Source organism: Paraburkholderia sp. BCC1884, assembly GCF_900996225.1.
Classification (GTDB): domain Bacteria; phylum Pseudomonadota; class Gammaproteobacteria; order Burkholderiales; family Burkholderiaceae; genus Paraburkholderia.
In genome coordinates this window covers 1-16,237 of record NZ_CAAJGL010000033.1, presented here as the reverse complement: position 1 = coordinate 16,237, position 16,237 = coordinate 1, and the positions used below count along the sequence as shown (strand labels likewise).

The 16,237-nt window shown below is 62.2% G+C and carries 18 protein-coding genes; 6 read left to right on the top strand and 12 right to left on the bottom strand.

Annotation, left to right across the window (positions count from 1 at the left end; all coding sequences use genetic code 11):
* Nucleotides 1–33 precede the first annotated feature (33 nt).
* Complete coding sequence (gene orn, locus FQ705_RS02085) at nucleotides 34–645, bottom strand: oligoribonuclease (protein WP_144137811.1); 612 nt, start codon at nucleotides 643–645, stop codon at nucleotides 34–36.
* Between the two features lie 157 nt (nucleotides 646–802).
* On the opposite strand from orn, the gene FQ705_RS02080 reads away from it, so the two are divergent.
* The 3 genes from FQ705_RS02080 to FQ705_RS02070 are packed head-to-tail and all read left to right on the top strand — an operon-like array spanning nucleotide 803 to nucleotide 3,331.
* Nucleotides 803–2,062: a M48 family metallopeptidase gene (locus FQ705_RS02080; protein WP_144137810.1), complete on the top strand. Its 1,260-nt coding sequence runs from the start codon at nucleotides 803–805 to the stop codon at nucleotides 2,060–2,062.
* Nucleotides 2,059–3,009, top strand: a complete 951-nt coding sequence (rsgA, locus tag FQ705_RS02075) for a ribosome small subunit-dependent GTPase A (RefSeq protein WP_144137809.1) — start codon at nucleotides 2,059–2,061, stop codon at nucleotides 3,007–3,009. The genes FQ705_RS02080 and rsgA overlap by 4 nt, the downstream gene beginning before the upstream one ends.
* Nucleotide 3,010: 1 nt before the next feature.
* Entirely contained in the window at nucleotides 3,011–3,331 is a 321-nt protein-coding gene (locus FQ705_RS02070) for a putative signal transducing protein (RefSeq protein ID WP_144137808.1), read from the top strand.
* A gap of 179 nt (nucleotides 3,332–3,510) precedes the next feature.
* On the opposite strand, the gene FQ705_RS02065 is transcribed toward FQ705_RS02070, so the two are convergent.
* From FQ705_RS02065 to rpsP, 6 genes are all read right to left on the bottom strand, one after another.
* Nucleotides 3,511–4,449, bottom strand: coding sequence for a CobD/CbiB family protein (locus FQ705_RS02065; protein ID WP_144137807.1), 939 nt, complete (start codon nucleotides 4,447–4,449; stop codon nucleotides 3,511–3,513).
* A gap of 115 nt (nucleotides 4,450–4,564) precedes the next feature.
* Nucleotides 4,565–5,287, bottom strand: a complete 723-nt coding sequence (locus FQ705_RS02060; protein ID WP_144137806.1) for a CoA pyrophosphatase — start codon at nucleotides 5,285–5,287, stop codon at nucleotides 4,565–4,567.
* 90 nt (nucleotides 5,288–5,377) lie between these two features.
* Nucleotides 5,378–5,764, bottom strand: a complete 387-nt coding sequence (gene rplS, locus FQ705_RS02055) for a 50S ribosomal protein L19 (RefSeq protein ID WP_144137805.1) — start codon at nucleotides 5,762–5,764, stop codon at nucleotides 5,378–5,380.
* A 145-nt stretch (nucleotides 5,765–5,909) separates the two neighbouring features.
* On the bottom strand, nucleotides 5,910–6,677 hold the full coding sequence (gene trmD, locus FQ705_RS02050; RefSeq protein WP_144137804.1) for a tRNA (guanosine(37)-N1)-methyltransferase TrmD: 768 nt from the start codon (nucleotides 6,675–6,677) through the stop codon (nucleotides 5,910–5,912).
* Between the two features lie 24 nt (nucleotides 6,678–6,701).
* Nucleotides 6,702–7,436: a ribosome maturation factor RimM gene (rimM, locus tag FQ705_RS02045; RefSeq protein ID WP_144137803.1), complete on the bottom strand. Its 735-nt coding sequence runs from the start codon at nucleotides 7,434–7,436 to the stop codon at nucleotides 6,702–6,704.
* 120 nt (nucleotides 7,437–7,556) lie between these two features.
* Nucleotides 7,557–7,811: a 30S ribosomal protein S16 gene (gene rpsP, locus FQ705_RS02040; RefSeq protein WP_007180912.1), complete on the bottom strand. Its 255-nt coding sequence runs from the start codon at nucleotides 7,809–7,811 to the stop codon at nucleotides 7,557–7,559.
* 229 nt (nucleotides 7,812–8,040) lie between these two features.
* On the opposite strand from rpsP, the gene FQ705_RS02035 reads away from it, so the two are divergent.
* On the top strand, nucleotides 8,041–9,174 hold the full coding sequence (locus tag FQ705_RS02035; protein WP_409934673.1) for a PQQ-dependent sugar dehydrogenase: 1,134 nt from the start codon (nucleotides 8,041–8,043) through the stop codon (nucleotides 9,172–9,174).
* A gap of 125 nt (nucleotides 9,175–9,299) precedes the next feature.
* Nucleotides 9,300–9,767, top strand: coding sequence for an NINE protein (locus tag FQ705_RS02030; protein WP_144137802.1), 468 nt, complete (start codon nucleotides 9,300–9,302; stop codon nucleotides 9,765–9,767).
* A gap of 37 nt (nucleotides 9,768–9,804) precedes the next feature.
* Here the strand turns inward: FQ705_RS02030 and FQ705_RS02025 are convergent, their stop codons facing one another.
* Both FQ705_RS02025 and FQ705_RS02020 read right to left on the bottom strand, forming a co-directional pair.
* Nucleotides 9,805–10,956, bottom strand: a complete 1,152-nt coding sequence (locus FQ705_RS02025) for a PA0069 family radical SAM protein (RefSeq protein WP_144137801.1) — start codon at nucleotides 10,954–10,956, stop codon at nucleotides 9,805–9,807.
* 97 nt (nucleotides 10,957–11,053) lie between these two features.
* Nucleotides 11,054–11,542, bottom strand: coding sequence for an Lrp/AsnC ligand binding domain-containing protein (locus tag FQ705_RS02020; RefSeq protein WP_144137800.1), 489 nt, complete (start codon nucleotides 11,540–11,542; stop codon nucleotides 11,054–11,056).
* Between the two features lie 166 nt (nucleotides 11,543–11,708).
* Between FQ705_RS02020 and FQ705_RS02015 the strand changes: the two genes are divergently transcribed.
* Nucleotides 11,709–12,995, top strand: coding sequence for a D-amino acid dehydrogenase (locus FQ705_RS02015; RefSeq protein WP_144137799.1), 1,287 nt, complete (start codon nucleotides 11,709–11,711; stop codon nucleotides 12,993–12,995).
* Nucleotides 12,996–13,076: 81 nt separating this feature from the next.
* Here FQ705_RS02015 and FQ705_RS02010 read toward each other — a convergent pair whose 3' ends face one another.
* The 3 genes from FQ705_RS02010 to FQ705_RS02000 all read right to left on the bottom strand — a co-directional run.
* On the bottom strand, nucleotides 13,077–14,867 hold the full coding sequence (locus FQ705_RS02010) for an acyl-CoA dehydrogenase (RefSeq protein WP_144137798.1): 1,791 nt from the start codon (nucleotides 14,865–14,867) through the stop codon (nucleotides 13,077–13,079).
* Nucleotides 14,868–14,967: 100 nt separating this feature from the next.
* The gene (locus FQ705_RS02005) at nucleotides 14,968–15,903 is read right to left on the bottom strand and encodes an electron transfer flavoprotein subunit alpha/FixB family protein (RefSeq protein WP_144137797.1); all 936 of its coding nucleotides are present in this window, start codon (nucleotides 15,901–15,903) and stop codon (nucleotides 14,968–14,970) included.
* Between the two features lie 13 nt (nucleotides 15,904–15,916).
* Nucleotides 15,917–16,237: electron transfer flavoprotein subunit beta/FixA family protein (locus FQ705_RS02000; RefSeq protein WP_409934669.1), on the bottom strand; the 321-nt coding region annotated here is incomplete at its 5' end.

Below are 16,237 nucleotides of genomic sequence, written 5' to 3'. Positions count from 1 at the left end.
GGCGCGCGGGCTCAGCCCGGCGCGCCCTTGTTTTTATTGCGCGCCGGCTTCGGCATCCGGCGCCGACGGAATCAGGAAGTGCTCGCGGTAGTACTTCAGTTCGTCGATCGACTCGTGGATGTCGGCCAGCGCGGTGTGCATCGCGCGCTTCTGAAAACCCTTGTAGATAGCCGGCTGCCAGCGGCGGCACAGCTCCTTCAGCGTGCTGACGTCGAGATTGCGGTAATGGAAGAAGCGTTCCAGATCCGGCATCCAGCGCGCCATGAAGCGGCGGTCCTGGCAGATCGAATTGCCGCACATCGGCGATTTGCCGGGCGGCACGTATTGACCGAGAAAGTCGCGAATCTGCTCGGTGGCATCGGCTTCGCTGACCGTGGAGGCTTTCACCCGGTCGATCAGGCCCGAGCGACCGTGCGTATTCTGATTCCACTGATCCATCCCGGCGAGCGTCTCGTCGCTTTGATGAATGGCCAGCACCGGACCTTCGACCAGCCGATCGAGCGTCGAATTCGTCAACACCACCGCGATTTCGATGATGCGGTCGGAATCCGGTTCGAGCCCGGTCATTTCCATGTCCAGCCAGACGAGATTCATGTCGCTGCGCACGAGCGGCGGCTGTTCGGTGGATGCGAGGATGTCAGTCATGAAGGCAACCCTGGTGGCCGCGCGGAAGGCTTCGCGGGAAGCCCGCCCGACGCGGCGAATGTTCGTATGAGATCGGTTTGAGCGCGTTTGAACGCATGCCCCGCTGCAAAGCGGGAAGAAACATATAATTCTCGCATAGATACCACGGAATCCCCGGATGCCCACCCTGTACTTCACTGTTCTGTTCGTCGTCGCCGTCGTGGCGATGGTCGGCACCAAACTGTGGCTCGCGTCGCGGCAAATCCGCTTCGTCGCCGGCCATCGCGAGCAGGTGCCGAGCCAGTTTGCCGGCACCATCGCGCTGAGCGCGCACCAGCGCGCCGCCGACTACACCGTCGAGCGCACCCGCCTCACCATGATCGAGATCGTCGTCAGCGCGGCCGTGCTGATCGGCCTGACGCTGCTGGGCGGCGTGCAGGCGCTGGACCTCGGCCTCTCCGACTGGCTCGGCCGCGGCTATCTCGGTCAGATCGCACTGGTCGCGGCCGTGATCGCGATCACCAGCGTGATCGATCTGCCATTCGATTACTACCGCCAGTTCGTGGTCGAACAGCGCTTCGGCTTCAACCGGATGAGCAAGGGCATCTTCTTTATCGACCGTATCAAGGGCGTGGTGCTCGGCGCCGCGTTCGGCCTGCCGCTGCTGTTCGTCGTGCTGTGGCTGATGAACCAGGCGGGCAGCTTCTGGTGGCTGTGGACGTGGATCGTCTGGGTCGCGTTCCAGATGCTCGTGCTGGTGCTGTATCCGTCGTTCATCGCGCCGCTCTTCAACAAGTTCGAACCGCTCAAGGACGAAGCGCTCAAAAGCCGCATCGAGGCGCTGATGAAGCGCTGCGGCTTCGCCGCCAAGGGCCTGTTCGTGATGGACGGCAGCCGTCGTTCGGCGCACGGCAATGCGTATTTCACCGGCTTTGGCGCGGCCAAGCGGATCGTGTTCTTCGACACGCTGCTCGCGCGTCTGTCGGGTAATGAAATCGAAGCCGTGCTCGCGCACGAACTCGGCCACTTCAAACGCCGTCACGTGATCAAGCGCATGCTCGTCACCTTCGCGATCAGCCTCGCGATGCTCGCCCTGCTCGGCTGGCTCACGCAGTGCGTGTGGTTCTACGAAGGCCTGGGCGTGCGGCCGTCGCTGATCGGCGGCAATAGCGGTCTCGCGCTGGTGCTGTTCTTCCTCGCGCTGCCGGTGTTCCTGTTCTTCGTCACGCCGCTCGGCAGTCTGAGCTCGCGCAAGCACGAGTTCGAAGCCGACGCCTTCGCCGCGACCCAGACCGACAAGCAGGACCTCGTCAACGCGCTCGTCAAGCTGTATGAGGACAACGCGTCGACCTTGACGCCCGATCCGCTTTACACCGCGTTCTACTACTCGCATCCGCCGGCATCACAGCGGATCGACCGTTTGCTGCGGCACGCATGAGCCGCGCCCCGAAAGCGCCGCGCGCGCCGTCCAGCACGCGCGTAGGCGGCATCGTCGTGGCTGCGCACGGTCGCCACTATCTGGTCGCGCCGGAAGACGGCAGCCCCATGCTTCAGTGCTTCCCGCGCGGCAAACGCAGCGAAGTGGCCGTGGGCGATCGCGTGATGTACGAGCCGACTTCCGCGGATCAAGGCGTGATCGTCGAAATCGGCGAGCGGCGCAATCTGCTGTATCGCTCGGACCAGTACAAGTCGAAGCTGTTTGCCGCGAATCTCGATCAACTGTTGATCGTGCTCGCGACCGAGCCGCACTTCAGCGGAGATCTGCTCGGGCGCGCGCTGGTCGCAGCCGAAGCGAACGAGTTGACGCCCTTGATCGTGCTGAACAAGACCGATGTGACCGGCGAACTGGAGGGCGCGCGCAAGCGGCTGGAGCCGTATCGCGCGCTCGGCTATACGGTGCTGGAAGTCTCGATCCGAACGCAGCCCGATGAAGCTCGCGTTGTCTTGACCGAACATCTGCAAGGTCATTCGACCTTGCTGCTCGGCCAATCCGGGATGGGCAAATCGACGCTCGTCAATCTGCTGATTCCCAACGCCGACATTGCCACGCGCGAAATCTCGACCGCGCTGAACAGTGGACGGCATACCACCACGTTCACGCGGCTTTATCCGTTACCCGATGCAGACGGTAAAGGCAAAGACGGCGCGTTGATCGACTCGCCGGGCTTCCAGGAATTCGGTTTGCATCATCTGACCGAGGGCAAGCTGGAACGCGCGTTCGTGGAGTTCCGGCCGCTGCTGCCGAACTGCCGCTTCTACAACTGCCATCATTTGCACGAGCCCGGCTGCGCGATTCTCGAAGCCGTGGCCGATGGACGCATTCGTCGCGAACGGCATGCGCTTTACGCGCAACTCGTGCATGAAGCCAGTCAGATCGTGCGCTGACATGAAGCTCATGCGCGCGCCGAATCTGATCATCGGACAGCATTGGGTCAATGTGCTGGCGACCGCCGGCATCGCCTGCGAATTGCATAACCGGTATCTGAACGGCGCGCTCGGCGATATTCCGGCGGATCAATGTGCGCCGGAACTGTGGCTCGTCGATGAGCGCGATGAAGCGATGGCGCGGAGGTTGATCTTGACGGCCTCGGAGGGGCCGGCGGCGGGTTCGCCTGGCTGGTTGTGCGCTGAGTGCGGCGAGGCGTTGGAGGCCCAGTTCACGGTGTGCTGGCAATGTGGGACGGCGCGCAACCCACTCGATGGCTGAAGCGTGTCGGCGCCGGCATAGGTAAGGCCGGACGCGGCCCGAATGTTGGAATCGAGCGAGCGGACGCCGGTTCGAACGCGGTGCTGCAACCGGAATCTCGACGGCCTGCCAGGGCACCAGAAGAAAAGCCGCTCTGTCGAGCGGCTTTTCTTTGTCAGGAGGCATATAGCGCAGCTGCGTTAAGCGAGCCACACGGCGATGGTCAGCATCAGTAGCAGGATCATCCACAGCACCACGGCGCGCCACACCAGACCCACCGCCGATTGCAGCGTGCGCGGCGTGCAGTCGTCACCGACCTGCATCGGACCGCCGTCGCCAGTGGCAAGTGCGTCGAGGCTCGACGGCTCGGCCAGCGGGCCGCTCAGACGCGCGCCCAACGCCCCGCTGCCTGCTGCGAGCAGCACACCGTCGTTCGCATCCGGCCACTGACGCGCATGGTTGCGCCATGCATAAATCGCGTCTTCGAAATTGCCGACGATCGCAAAGCCCAGCGAGGTCAAGCGCGCAGGAATCCAGTCGATCACGAAGAACGCACGCTGCGCGAAGCTCGAAAACGCGACCGTCCGGTCGTCCACCGGCCGCGCCCACGCGCGCGCCAGATATTCGGCGATGCGATACAACACCGCACCGGCCGGGCCGACCGGAATCAGGAACCAGAAGAACACGCCGAACACATGGCGATGCGACGCGACCACCGCGTGAATCAGCGTATGACGCACGATCTCGCTGACGGGCATATCGATCGTATCGAGCCCGGTCCATTCGTTGAGGATTTCGCGCGCACGCGGCACGTCGTCGTTGTTCAACGCGAGGTGGATGTCGGTGAAGTAATGGCTGAACTGCCGGAAGCCGAGCGTGAAGTACAACACGGCGACGTTCCAGAGAAAGGCCAACGCGAAGTGGATGTGATACAGCACGTAGTAGACGAGCGCGACGGCCAGCGTCCACGGCACGACCACCACGAGCCAGGCGAGCAAGCCATGCCTGGGCTTGCCGGCATCGAATCCGTGCGCCGCCGACTCCGCATGGTACTGAAGCAACGCGGACACCGGATTACCCGGCGACAGTGCGCGTACCTGTTCAATGATCAGTGCCAGCAATACGGAGAAAAAAGTCATGCGATGCGCCGTGCTTTTTGAGTTTTTACGATTGTTTTATAACGATAGCACAGGGTCGGATGCCACTGAACGTGGACGCTGACAAACACCCGACAAGTGCACACCCTAGCCTGCTTCATGCCGCGAGGAAACGATAGAAGTTGCGCAGCATCGCGGCCGTGGCGCCCCAGATGAAATGATGGCCGCCGAGCCCGTTTCTTTCGCCCGGCGCATCCCCTTCCGCCGATGCCGCGCGCGGGTACGGCATCGCGAAGAACCGGCGCTCGCCGCCTTCGTAACGGAACACGCGTTCTTCGTGATTGGCGGGGTCCATCAGAAAGGCGAGCGGCACTTCGAAGACTTCGGCGACTTCGAGCGCGTCCGCTTTGAGCGAAAACGGCGGATGGACAAGGCCAATCACCGGCGACACACGAAAGCCGGTGCCCGTCAGATAGTCAGGCAGCGCGCCGAGAATTTCGACGCGCGACGGATCGAGACCAACCTCTTCCTGCGCTTCGCGCAGCGCGGTCGCGTTGGCGTCGGCATCGAAGGGTTCGTGTCGTCCGCCAGGGAAGCTCACCTGGCCGGCGTGATCGTTCAGATGGTCGGCTCGCTGGGTCAACAGGACGGTCAGGCCTTGTTCACGGACGACCAGCGGCACCAGCACTGCAGCGACGCGCGGATCGACGTGCGTATCGCGCCAGGGCGCTTCGATGATCGGCTCGGGGGTCCAGGACAGATGCTGTTTGAATCGCACACGCAGGCCATCGGGCGTGAGACGACCGCCGGCCACCGGCGGCAGATTGGCGCCCGTCGCTTCGACAGGCAGGGTTTCAGGCTCAAAGACGGGGCGGATCAACGGGTCTCTCGAATAGGCGGATGGGAACGTGCCGCTATTTTGACCTGGCAAACAAAAAAGCACCCGCGAGGGTGCTTTTTCTTACAGCATTTACGCTTGGGAAGCAGCGCGGTCTTTCGAGACCAGCTTTTCCTTGATTCGAGCCGACTTGCCCGAACGGTCGCGCAGGTAGTACAGCTTGGCACGACGCACATCGCCACGACGCTTCACGACGATGCTTGCCAGCAGCGGCGAGTACGTCTGGAACGTACGCTCGACGCCTTCGCCCGACGAAATCTTGCGGACGATGAACGACGAATTCAGACCACGGTTACGCTTGGCGATCACGACGCCTTCGTAAGCCTGAACACGCTTACGCGTACCTTCAACCACGTTCACGCTGACGATCACCGTATCGCCGGGGGCGAATGCGGGAATGGTCTTTTCGCCGAGGGCGCGCGCAATTTCTTCCTGCTCGAGTTTTGCGATCAGATTCATTACTAACTCCTGGATCCATCTTGTCGGCGTTCGTACCTGCCTTGCAAAAATGCTCGGCTACGGCCCCGATAGAGGATGGGTTCACATCTGGCGCCGTACACGCATGTGCGGCGCCGCCTGGTGTCCGCTCGAAAGTCCCAAGGCGCTAGGCCTTCGACTCTTCCTTTGCGAGACTCGTCAGCCATGCCTCGTCGACACGGCTCAACATCTTGTTCTTTCTGGCCTTCACGATCAGATCGGGCCGTTTGTGCCACGTGTTGCGCAAAGCTTCACGCCGACGCCACGCTTCGATTTCCGCGTGATTGCCGCCGAGCAGCACGTCGGGCACACGCACGCCGTCGTATTCCTCCGGACGCGTGTAATGCGGACAATCAAGCAGCACATCGACAAAGCTATCCTGCACCGCCGACTGCGAGTCGTTGAGCACGCCGGGCAACTGACGCACCACGGCATCCATCAACGCCATGGCGGGCAATTCGCCGCCCGACAGCACGAAGTCGCCAAGACTGACTTCTTCGTCGACAACACGGTCGAGCAAACGCTGATCGATCGCTTCGTAACGGCCGCACAACAGAATCAGACCGGGTTCGGCGGCGAATTGCATGACGCGGTCGTGATTCAGTGTGGCGCCTTGCGGCGACATCATCACGACGCGCGACGCGCCGATGCCCTGCTCTGCCTGTGCCGCTTTCGCGGCGCCGATCGCGTCTTCCAGCGGCTTGGCCAGCATCACCATGCCGGGACCGCCGCCGTACGGGCGATGGTCGATCGTGCGGTAGTTGTCGGTCGTAAAATCGCGGGGATTCCACGTACGCAACCCGTAGCGCTCCTGCTTCATCGCCCGGCTGGTGATGCCCCAGTCGGTCAATGCGCGGAACATGTCAGGAAAGAGCGTGACGACATCGAACTGCATCGCTCTCTCCATTCAGCGAATCATTTAGTAGTCGGCTTCCCAGTCGACGGTGATCTGCTTCGCCGCCTGGTCCACTGTTTTGACAAAAACGCCGACGAACGGGATCAAGCGCTCGCCGGTGACCGGCTTGCCGCTCTTGTCGGTAGCCGGGTATTCGATGCGCAACACCGAGTGCGCACCGTTGTCGATCAATTCTGCAACCTTGCCGAGGTGGACACCGGCAACGTTCACCACATCCAGGCCAAGCAGGTCGACCCAGTAGAACTCGTCGGCTTCGAGAGCCGGGAATTCGCTGCGGCTGATATAGATGCGCGTGCCGCGCAGTGCGTGCGCCACATCGCGGTCAGTGACGCCGCCCAACTGGGCAACCACACTGTCACTATGTGTTTTCGCCTGCAATGCGGGCGTCGACTTACGCTCATGGCCTTGCATCAGCCACCAGCGTTTCGCGCTCAACAACGCGTCGCCGCCATGTCCGGCATCCGCGTGAGCGGCTACCTTGACCCAGCCTTTGAGGCCGTAAGCGTCGACGATTTTGCCGACCTCGACCGCGTCGGCCGGCCAGCTTTCCACCGTCTCCGCGCGCATTTCTGCAGCACCGGAACCAGCGGTCGTTACTTCGGCTTTCGCCTTGCCTTCGGCTTTTTCGACCGGTTTGCGGACGAATGCACCGAACGGCGCCTGATCAGACGTCTTCGCGCGCGGGGTTGCCGCTTTTGCCTTCACGCCACCTGAACTGCCGGAATCACGTTCAGACATAAGAGAACCTCACTGCCAGCTTCGACGCCTGCTTCAGCATTACATCTCGCGCATCGGACTGCTCACGCAAGCTGCGCGAGCCGCCGGCCGAACCGACGACGATACGCATGCGAGCTACCATTAAGCAGCCGGCTGCGCCTTTGCAGCTTCCTTCACGAGACGCTCGACGGTCGGCGACAGTTGTGCGCCAACGCCTTGCCAGTACGTCAGGCGATCCTGAGCGATACGCAGGGATTCACCCTTCGTAGCGACCGGGTTGTAGAAACCAACGCGTTCGATAAAGCGGCCGTCACGACGGTTACGCGAATCGGTTGCGACGATGTTGTAGAACGGGCGCTTCTTGGAGCCGCCACGAGCCAAGCGGATGATGACCATACTAGAATCCTTGAAAACCGGGGTTCGGAACGACTGAAACACGCGATTATAGCGGGAAACCGACGCCATAACAAACACTTACCCGGATAAACTGAGTAACGAAGCTGCGCCGGCCATCCGGACGCAACGCTCGGACCGCGTCGAAACGCCCGAATTACCTGACGGAGCGCCCGTGAGACTTACGCTAAAAGGTGCGATTGCGCCCGCTTTTTTTGCTGCCTTCGCCCGGATTACTGGCCCGAGGCGTCCCACGGGAAATCGGACCTTGCGCGTTGCAGCCGCGCTGTGGATTGCTGGCACCGCGCTACCTGCGCTGGCCGCGCTACCGGTCGAACGCATCAAGCTTCCGCCGGGCTTCCATATCGAAGTTCTCTCCGACGCCGTGCCGGGCGCACGGGCAATGGCGTTGTCGCCGCAAGGCATCCTCTATATAGGTAGTCTTGACGGGCGCGTATACGCGCTCGAACTACGAAACGGCCACGTGAGCGGCCGCCATGTCATCGCCTCCGGTCTGGAGACGCCCGCGGGCGTGGCCTGGCGGGATGGCGCTTTGTATGTGTCAGCAGTGTCGAAGATCCTGCGGTTCGACGCGATCGACACCCACCTGAACGAGCCCCCCAAGCCGGCGGTCGTGATCGACACGCTGCCGGCTGAAACACACCACGGCTGGAAATTCATCGCGTTCGGTCCGGACGGCAAGCTGTACGTGCCGCAGGGCGCGCCTTGCAACGTGTGCCTGAAAGACCGCAACAAATTCGGGCTGATCGGCCGCATGGACCCGGACGGCAGCCACTATGAAGTGGTTGCACGTGGCATCCGCAATTCGGTCGGCTTCGCGTGGCACCCGGCAACGCACGAACTATGGTTCACGGACAACGGCCGCGACCTGCTCGGCGACGACATCCCGGACGACAAGCTCAACCGGGCGCCGCGCGTCGGCATGGACTTCGGCTTTCCGTACTGCCACGGCGGCGACACGCCCGACCCCGAATTCGGCAAGGATCATCCTTGCAGCACATTTGCGCCGCCCGTACTGAAACTGGGCGCGCACGTCGCCGCGCTCGGCATGCGCTTTTACAGCGGCTCGATGTTCCCAGCCGCTTATCGGGACAATATCTTCATCGCCGAACATGGTTCGTGGAATCGCAGCAAGAAGGTCGGCTACCGCGTAGTGCGCGTGATTACAGCACCGGACGGCAGCAATGCGCACCAGGAAGTGTTCGCCGAAGGCTGGTTGCAGTCGGGTGAAACAGTGTGGGGCCGTCCCGCCGACGTCCTGCCCTTGCCCGACGGCTCGCTGCTGATCAGCGACGACTACGCTGGCGCGGTGTATCGCGTGACGTATTCGGGGCCGGCTTCCTGACGCCGCTGCATACGCGCTCCTCCCCGCCAGATGACCGTCACCACAGCGGGAGCGTAGAATGCGCGTCGGTCCGCGCCCAACCGCGCGCCGCTCCTTTCGACCGCTTGCTACCTGACCTCGCCTACATGTCCACGCTTGCCTCGGTTTCTCCGCGCTTCAGATCCAAGACGATGACCGCCGCGTTGGCGTTCTTCTTCGGCAGCCTCGGCGCACACCGCTTCTATCTTTACGGCACGCGCGACATCTACGGCTGGGCCCATCTGATCGGCACGCTGCTCGGCATTCCCGGCGCGATGCTGTTAGTGGCAAGCGATCGCGCTTCGATGCTGGGCTGGGCGCTGGCGTTGCCCGGCGCCGTGTCCCTGCTCGCCGCCTTCCTCGCCGCGATCGTTTATGGACTGCGGCCGGACGAAAAATGGGACGCGCAGTTCAACGCCCAGACACAGCGCAAAAGCGGCTCAGGCTGGACCGTGATTTTCATCGTGATCTTTTCGCTGCTGATCGGCGCCTTCGTGCTGATGACCGGTCTTGCCATTTCGTTCCAAACCTATTTCGAAGGCCAAGTCGCAGCGGCTAAAGCACTGTCGCAATAATCGGCTGCATGCGAACCAAAGCGAATAAATGCAGGCGCTAAAAGAGATCCAGTTGCCGATCGTTGCGCGCCGACGTTGCAGCGATTGGCGGCTCGATCCGCCGGAAGTGCGACATGTCCAGAATGCCGCGGTCGCGCCGATTCAGCCCCAAACGGCGCACGGCATTATGGAAGCGCTGCTTGAGCAGATCGGCCCACAGTCCCTCGCCTTTCATGCGCGACGCGAAGTCTGAGTCGTAGTCTTTTCCGCCGCGCATATCGCGCACGCGACCCATCACGCGTTCGGCGCGATCCGGAAAATGCGCCGCGAGCCAACCCTTGAAGAGCGGCGCGACTTCCCACGGCAGGCGCAACACGATGTAGCTCGCATTGCTCGCACCGGCCTCCGCGCAAGCCTCCAGCACCCGTTCCATATCCGGCTCGGTCACGAAAGGAATGACCGGCGCGATGCTCACACCAACCGGAATACCCGCCTCGCTCAAGGTTCGAATCGTGCGCAGCCTGCGTGACGGTGTGGCCGCACGCGGCTCGAGCGTGCGTGCGATCTCCGCGTCGAGCGTGGTAATGGTGATGGCAGCCATGCACTGCCCGCGCGCGGCCATTGGCGCAAGCAGATCGAGATCGCGCTCGATTAGCGATGACTTGGTGATCGCGGCGAATGGATGGTTGCGCTCGCTGAGTACCTCGATCACCCGCCTCGTGAGTTGCAGATCGCGCTCGGCCGGCTGCCATGCGTCGGTATTCACGCCGAGCGCTATGGGCTCCGGAACGTACGACTTCCTGGACAGTTCCCGCTCGAGCAACTCCGGCGCGTTGACCTTGGCGTAGATCCGGCTTTCGAAGTCGAGCCCCGGCGAGAGCCCCAAATAACTATGCGTAGGCCGCGCAAAACAATAGATACAGCCGTGCTCGCACCCGCGATAAGGGTTCAATGACACGCCAAAGGGAATATCCGGCGAGGCGTTGCGCGTGAGGATCGTCTTGGCGCGTTCTTCGAACACCTGTGTGCGCAAAATCTTGGGGTCGCCGTCGTCTTCCGAAACCACGACCGACAGCCAGCCGTCGTCCACTGCCTCGCGCTGATCGCGCTCGTAGCGGCCTTGCAGGTTCGTCACCGCGCCACGGCCCTTGCGGGGCGTGGGCGGAGCGATCGGATATTCAGGAACGGGGTCGATGTCGGGATCAGTCACGGCTCAGACGTTTCAAAACAAAACGGCGCAAAACACCTGTATGAATATACAGTGTTTACGCCGTTTGTCGAGCCCGCCTATCCGATCGGCCCAGGCCTCAATCTCCCACCGCGATCGTCAGCGTTTCCTTGATTTCTTCCATCACCACGTAGCTCTTCGACTGCACAGCGCCGGGAAGCTGCAACAGGATATCGCCCAGCAATTTCCGGTAATCGGCCATCTCGCCGATGCGCGCCTTGATCAGATAGTCGAAATCGCCCGAGACAAGGTGGCATTCCAGCACTTCGGGAATCTTCTGCACCTCGCGCCGGAACTGATCGAACATATTGCCGCTCTTGTGATCCAGCGTGATCTCGACGAACACCAGCAGCGCCGCCCCCAACTCCGCCGGGTTCACGCGCGCGTGATAGCCCGTGATCACGCCGTCGCGCTCCATGCGCTTGACGCGCTCGATACACGGCGTCACGGACAGGCCGACCTGCTCGGACAGATCCTTCATGGCCATCCGGCCGTCCTGCTGAAGCAACCGAAGGATCTTGTGGTCGAGTTTGTCGAGAGCCCGGACCGGCTGGCGCTGTGTACGCATGGTGTATTTGCTGAAAATCTTGAAAATACAATAACAAAACCTACCTGACTGTTAATAGTATAGCGGTTAACACTGGGCAAGCCGCGTTACACCTCGTGAATCGAACGAACTCAACGAATCGACGAGCGCGCCGCCCTTAAACCACCTTGAATATTCCGGAGCAGCTATGCGAGTCGTCGTTTTGGGCAGTGGCGTCGTCGGGGTGACGAGCGCGTACTATCTGGCGCGCGCGGGTCACGAAGTGATGGTGATCGATCGCGAGGCCGGCCCGGCGCTCGAAACCAGTTTCGCCAATGCCGGCCAGATTTCGCCGGGCTACGCGTCGCCGTGGGCCGCGCCTGGCGTGCCGCTGAAAGCCGTCAAGTGGATGTTCGAGAAGCATGCGCCGCTCGCGATCCGTCTGGACGGCACGCAGTTCCAGTTGCAATGGATGTGGCAGATGCTGCAGAACTGCACGTCATCGCGTTATGCGGTGAACAAGGGCCGCATGGTGCGCCTCGCCGAATACAGCCGCGACTGCCTGCAAGCGCTGCGCGCGGAGACCGGCATTCAGTACGAAGGGCGTACCGGTGGCACGTTGCAGGTGTTTCGCACGCAACAACAATTCGACGGCGCCGCAAAAGACATCGCCGTGCTGAAAGAAGCCAACGTGCCGTTCGAACTGCTCTCGCCGGCTGAACTCGCGCAAGCCGAGCCGGCACTCGCGGCGGTGTCGCACAAGCTGACCGGCGGCCTGCGACTGCCGGGCGATGAAACCGGCGACTGCCAGATGTTCACCACGCGCCTTGCCGCGCTGGCCGAAGAACTGGGCGTCAAGTTCCGCTACAACACGCCGATCGACGCCCTCGCCATGGCGGGCGACCGTATCGCCGGCGTTCAATGCGGCAGCGAACTGGTGCGAGCGGATTCGTTCGTGGTCGCGCTGGGTTCGTACTCGACCAGATTCCTTTCCGGTCTCGTGAAGATTCCGGTTTATCCGCTCAAGGGTTATTCGATCACCGCGCCGATCGTCGACGCAGCGGCGGCTCCGGTTTCCACCGTGCTCGACGAGACCTACAAGATCGCGATCACGCGTTTCGACGACCGGATTCGCGTCGGCGGCATGGCGGAGATCGTCGGCTTTGACAAGTCATTGCGCCAGGCGCGTCGCGAAACGCTGGAGCTGTGCGTGAACGATCTGTTCCCGGGCGGCGGCGATACGTCGAAGGCTTCGTTCTGGACCGGCTTGCGTCCGATGACGCCGGACGGCACGCCGATCGTCGGCCGTACGCCGGTTCCGAACCTGTTCCTGAACACGGGTCACGGCACGTTGGGCTGGACCATGTCGTGCGGCTCGGGCCAGTTGCTGGCCGATGTGATGTCGGGCAAGCAACCGGTCATCAAGGCAGACGATCTGTCGGTGCATCGCTATCTCGGCGAGACTGGCGGTGCGCATCGCCCGGCATACGCTTAACGCTTCGAAGAGGTTTCAAAAAAAACGGCGCCCACGAGGCGCCGTTTTTTCATGCCGAAGCGTTAGTCAAGCCAGCTCTGATCAGAACTGATCTTCCGACAAAGCCAGCACGCTCTCGCTACCCTTCGCGCTGACAATCGACGCCTCGAACGCCGACGCGAGCGGCAACACATGCTCCGCGTAAAACTGCGCAGTCGCGATCTTGGCGCCGTAGAACGACGGATCTTCGTCACGCTTCTGAGCTGCGACGAGCATCGCACGCGCCATCTGCCAGCCGCCCAGCACGACGCCCGCCAGCTTCAGATAAGGCACGCTGCCGGCGAACACCGCGTTCGGATCGCCCTTCGTATTCGCGACGACGAAATCGATCACCGTGCTCAACGCGTCATGGCCTTGCGCCAGATATTTTTTCATCGAAGCGAACGCCGGACCCGGCCGCTTGCCGAGCGCTTCAACCGTTTCCGCGACGCCTGCGAGCAACGACTTCGCGACCTTGCCGCCGTCGCGCAAGGTTTTACGGCCGATCAGGTCGTTCGCCTGAATCGCGGTCGTGCCTTCGTAGATCGGCAGAATGCGCGCATCGCGGTAGTACTGCGCCGCGCCGGTTTCTTCGATGAAGCCCATGCCGCCGTGCACCTGCACGCCGAGGCTCGTTACGTCGATCGAAAGCTCGGTGCTCCAACCCTTCACGATCGGCACGAGGAATTCGTAGATCGCCTGATGTTCGGCGCGCTTTGCTTCGTCCGGATGAGCATGCGCGATGTCGCAATGTGCTGCCGCGACGTAAGCGAGCGCGCGCGAAGCTTCGGTGAGACCGCGCATCGTCGCGAGCATGCGGCGCACGTCCGGATGCTGGATGATCGCCACCGACTGCTTCGCGGAGCCATCCACGGGACGGCTTTGGACGCGATCTTTCGCATACGCGACCGCGTGTTGATACGCGCGATCCGACACGCCCACGCCCTGCATGCCCACCGCGAAACGCGCGGCGTTCATCATGATGAACATGTATTCGAGGCCGCGATTTTCTTCGCCGATCAGATGACCGATCGCGCCGCCGTGATCGCCGAATTGCAGCACCGCGGTCGGGCTCGCCTTGATGCCGAGCTTGTGTTCGATCGACACGCAATGCACGTCGTTGCGCTCGCCAAGCGAGCCGTCTTCGTTGACGAGAAACTTCGGCACGATGAAAAGCGAAATGCCCTTCACGCCTTCGGGCGCATTCGGCGTGCGAGCCAGCACGAGATGGGCGATGTTCTTCGCCATATCGTGCTCGCCCCACGTAATGAAAATCTTCGTGCCGAACAGCTTGAACGAACCGTCGCCCTGCGGCTCGGCGCGCGTGCGCACCAGCGCGAGATCGGAGCCGGCTTGCGGCTCCGTGAGATTCATCGTGCCGGTCCATTCGCCTGAGATCAGCTTGGGCACGTAGGTCTGTTTTTGTGCTTCGGTGCCGGCCGTGAGCAACGCTTCGATCGCGCCGTCGGTCAACAGCGGGCACAGCGCGAACGACAGATTCGACGCGTTGAGCATTTCAACGCATGGCGTACCGATCAATTTCGGCAGGCCCTGGCCTTCATAGTCGAGCGGATGCTGCACGCCTTGCCAGCCGCCTTCGGCGAACTGGCGAAACGCTTCCTTGAAACCGGGGGTAGCGGTGACCACGCCGTCTTTCCAGCTGCTCGGATTGCGATCGCCTTCGACGTTCAGCGGTGCCAGCACGCCACCGCACAGTTTCGCCGATTCTTCGAGCACGGCTTGCGCCGTATCGAAGTTCGCGTCTTCGAAGCCCGGCAGTGCCGCGATGTCTTCGAGACCGGCCAGTTCTTTCATCACGAACAGCATGTCCTTGATGGGCGCCGTATAGCTCATTTCAGTTCTCCTCCCGCCTTCGATAAAAAAAAGGCGCTGGACTTGATCGGTCCCGCGCCCTTCATGCTGTGCCAGACGCCTGTAATCGGCGCTACGGCGCTTAGCCGAGTTCGCTAACGAGTTCCGGCACGACCGTGAACAGATCTCCCACCAGACCATAATCGGCGACGCTGAAAATCGGCGCTTCCGGGTCCTTGTTGATCGCGACGATGACTTTCGAGTCCTTCATCCCGGCCAGATGCTGGATCGCACCCGAGATGCCGACCGCCACATACAGTTGCGGCGCGACGATCTTGCCGGTCTGGCCGACCTGATAGTCGTTGGGGACGAAGCCCGCATCGACGGCGGCTCGCGAGGCGCCGAGCGCTGCGTTCAGCTTGTCGGCCAGCGGTTCGAGCACCTTGGTGTAGTTCTCGCCATTGCCCAGACCACGGCCACCCGAAACGATGATCTTCGCCGACGTCAGTTCCGGACGATCCAGCTTCGTCACTTCACGGCTGACGAACTGCGCGATGCCTGCATCGGCGGCGGCTTCGATCTTCTCGACCGCTGCGCTGCCGCCCTCGGCTGCAACCGGGTCGAAGCCGGTCGAGCGAACCGTGATGACCTTGATCGGGTCCTGCGACTGAACTGTTGCGATCGCATTGCCCGCATAGATCGGACGCTCGAACGTGTCGGCGGAATCCACCGCGGTGATATCGCTGATCTGCGCGACGTCGAGTTTTGCGGCGATACGCGGGGCGATGTTCTTGCCGTAGGCGGTCGCCGGCGCGAGGATGTGCGTGTAGTTCTTCGCGATGTTCAGCACCGTCGCCTCGACATTTTCCGCGAGGCCGGCTTCGAGTTGCGGTGCGTCGGCGAGCAGCACTTTGCTGACGCCCGCGATCTTCGCTGCCGCATCCGCCGCAGCCTGTGCGTTGTGACCCGCGACCAGCACATGAATGTCACCACCGATCTTCTGCGCCGCTGCAATCGTGTTCAGCGTCGCGGCCTTGATCGACTGATTGTCGTGTTCTGCAATTACCAGATTCGTCATTTGTCCGTCTCCCTCACAGCACCTTGGCTTCGGTCTTCAGCTTCTCGACCAGCGTCTTCACATCCGGCACCTTCACACCGGCGGCGCGCTTGGGCGGCTCGACGACTTTCAGCGTCTTCAGGCGCGGTGTGACGTCAACGCCGAGGTCTTCCGGCTTGATCGTTTCCATCGGCTTCTTCTTCGCCTTCATGATGTTCGGCAGCGTCACATAGCGCGGCTCGTTCAGGCGCAGATCGGTCGTCACCACAGCGGGCAGCGTCAGCGACAGCGTTTCAGCGCCGCCATCCACTTCGCGCGACACCGTCGCCTTACCGTCGGCCACCACGACTTTCGA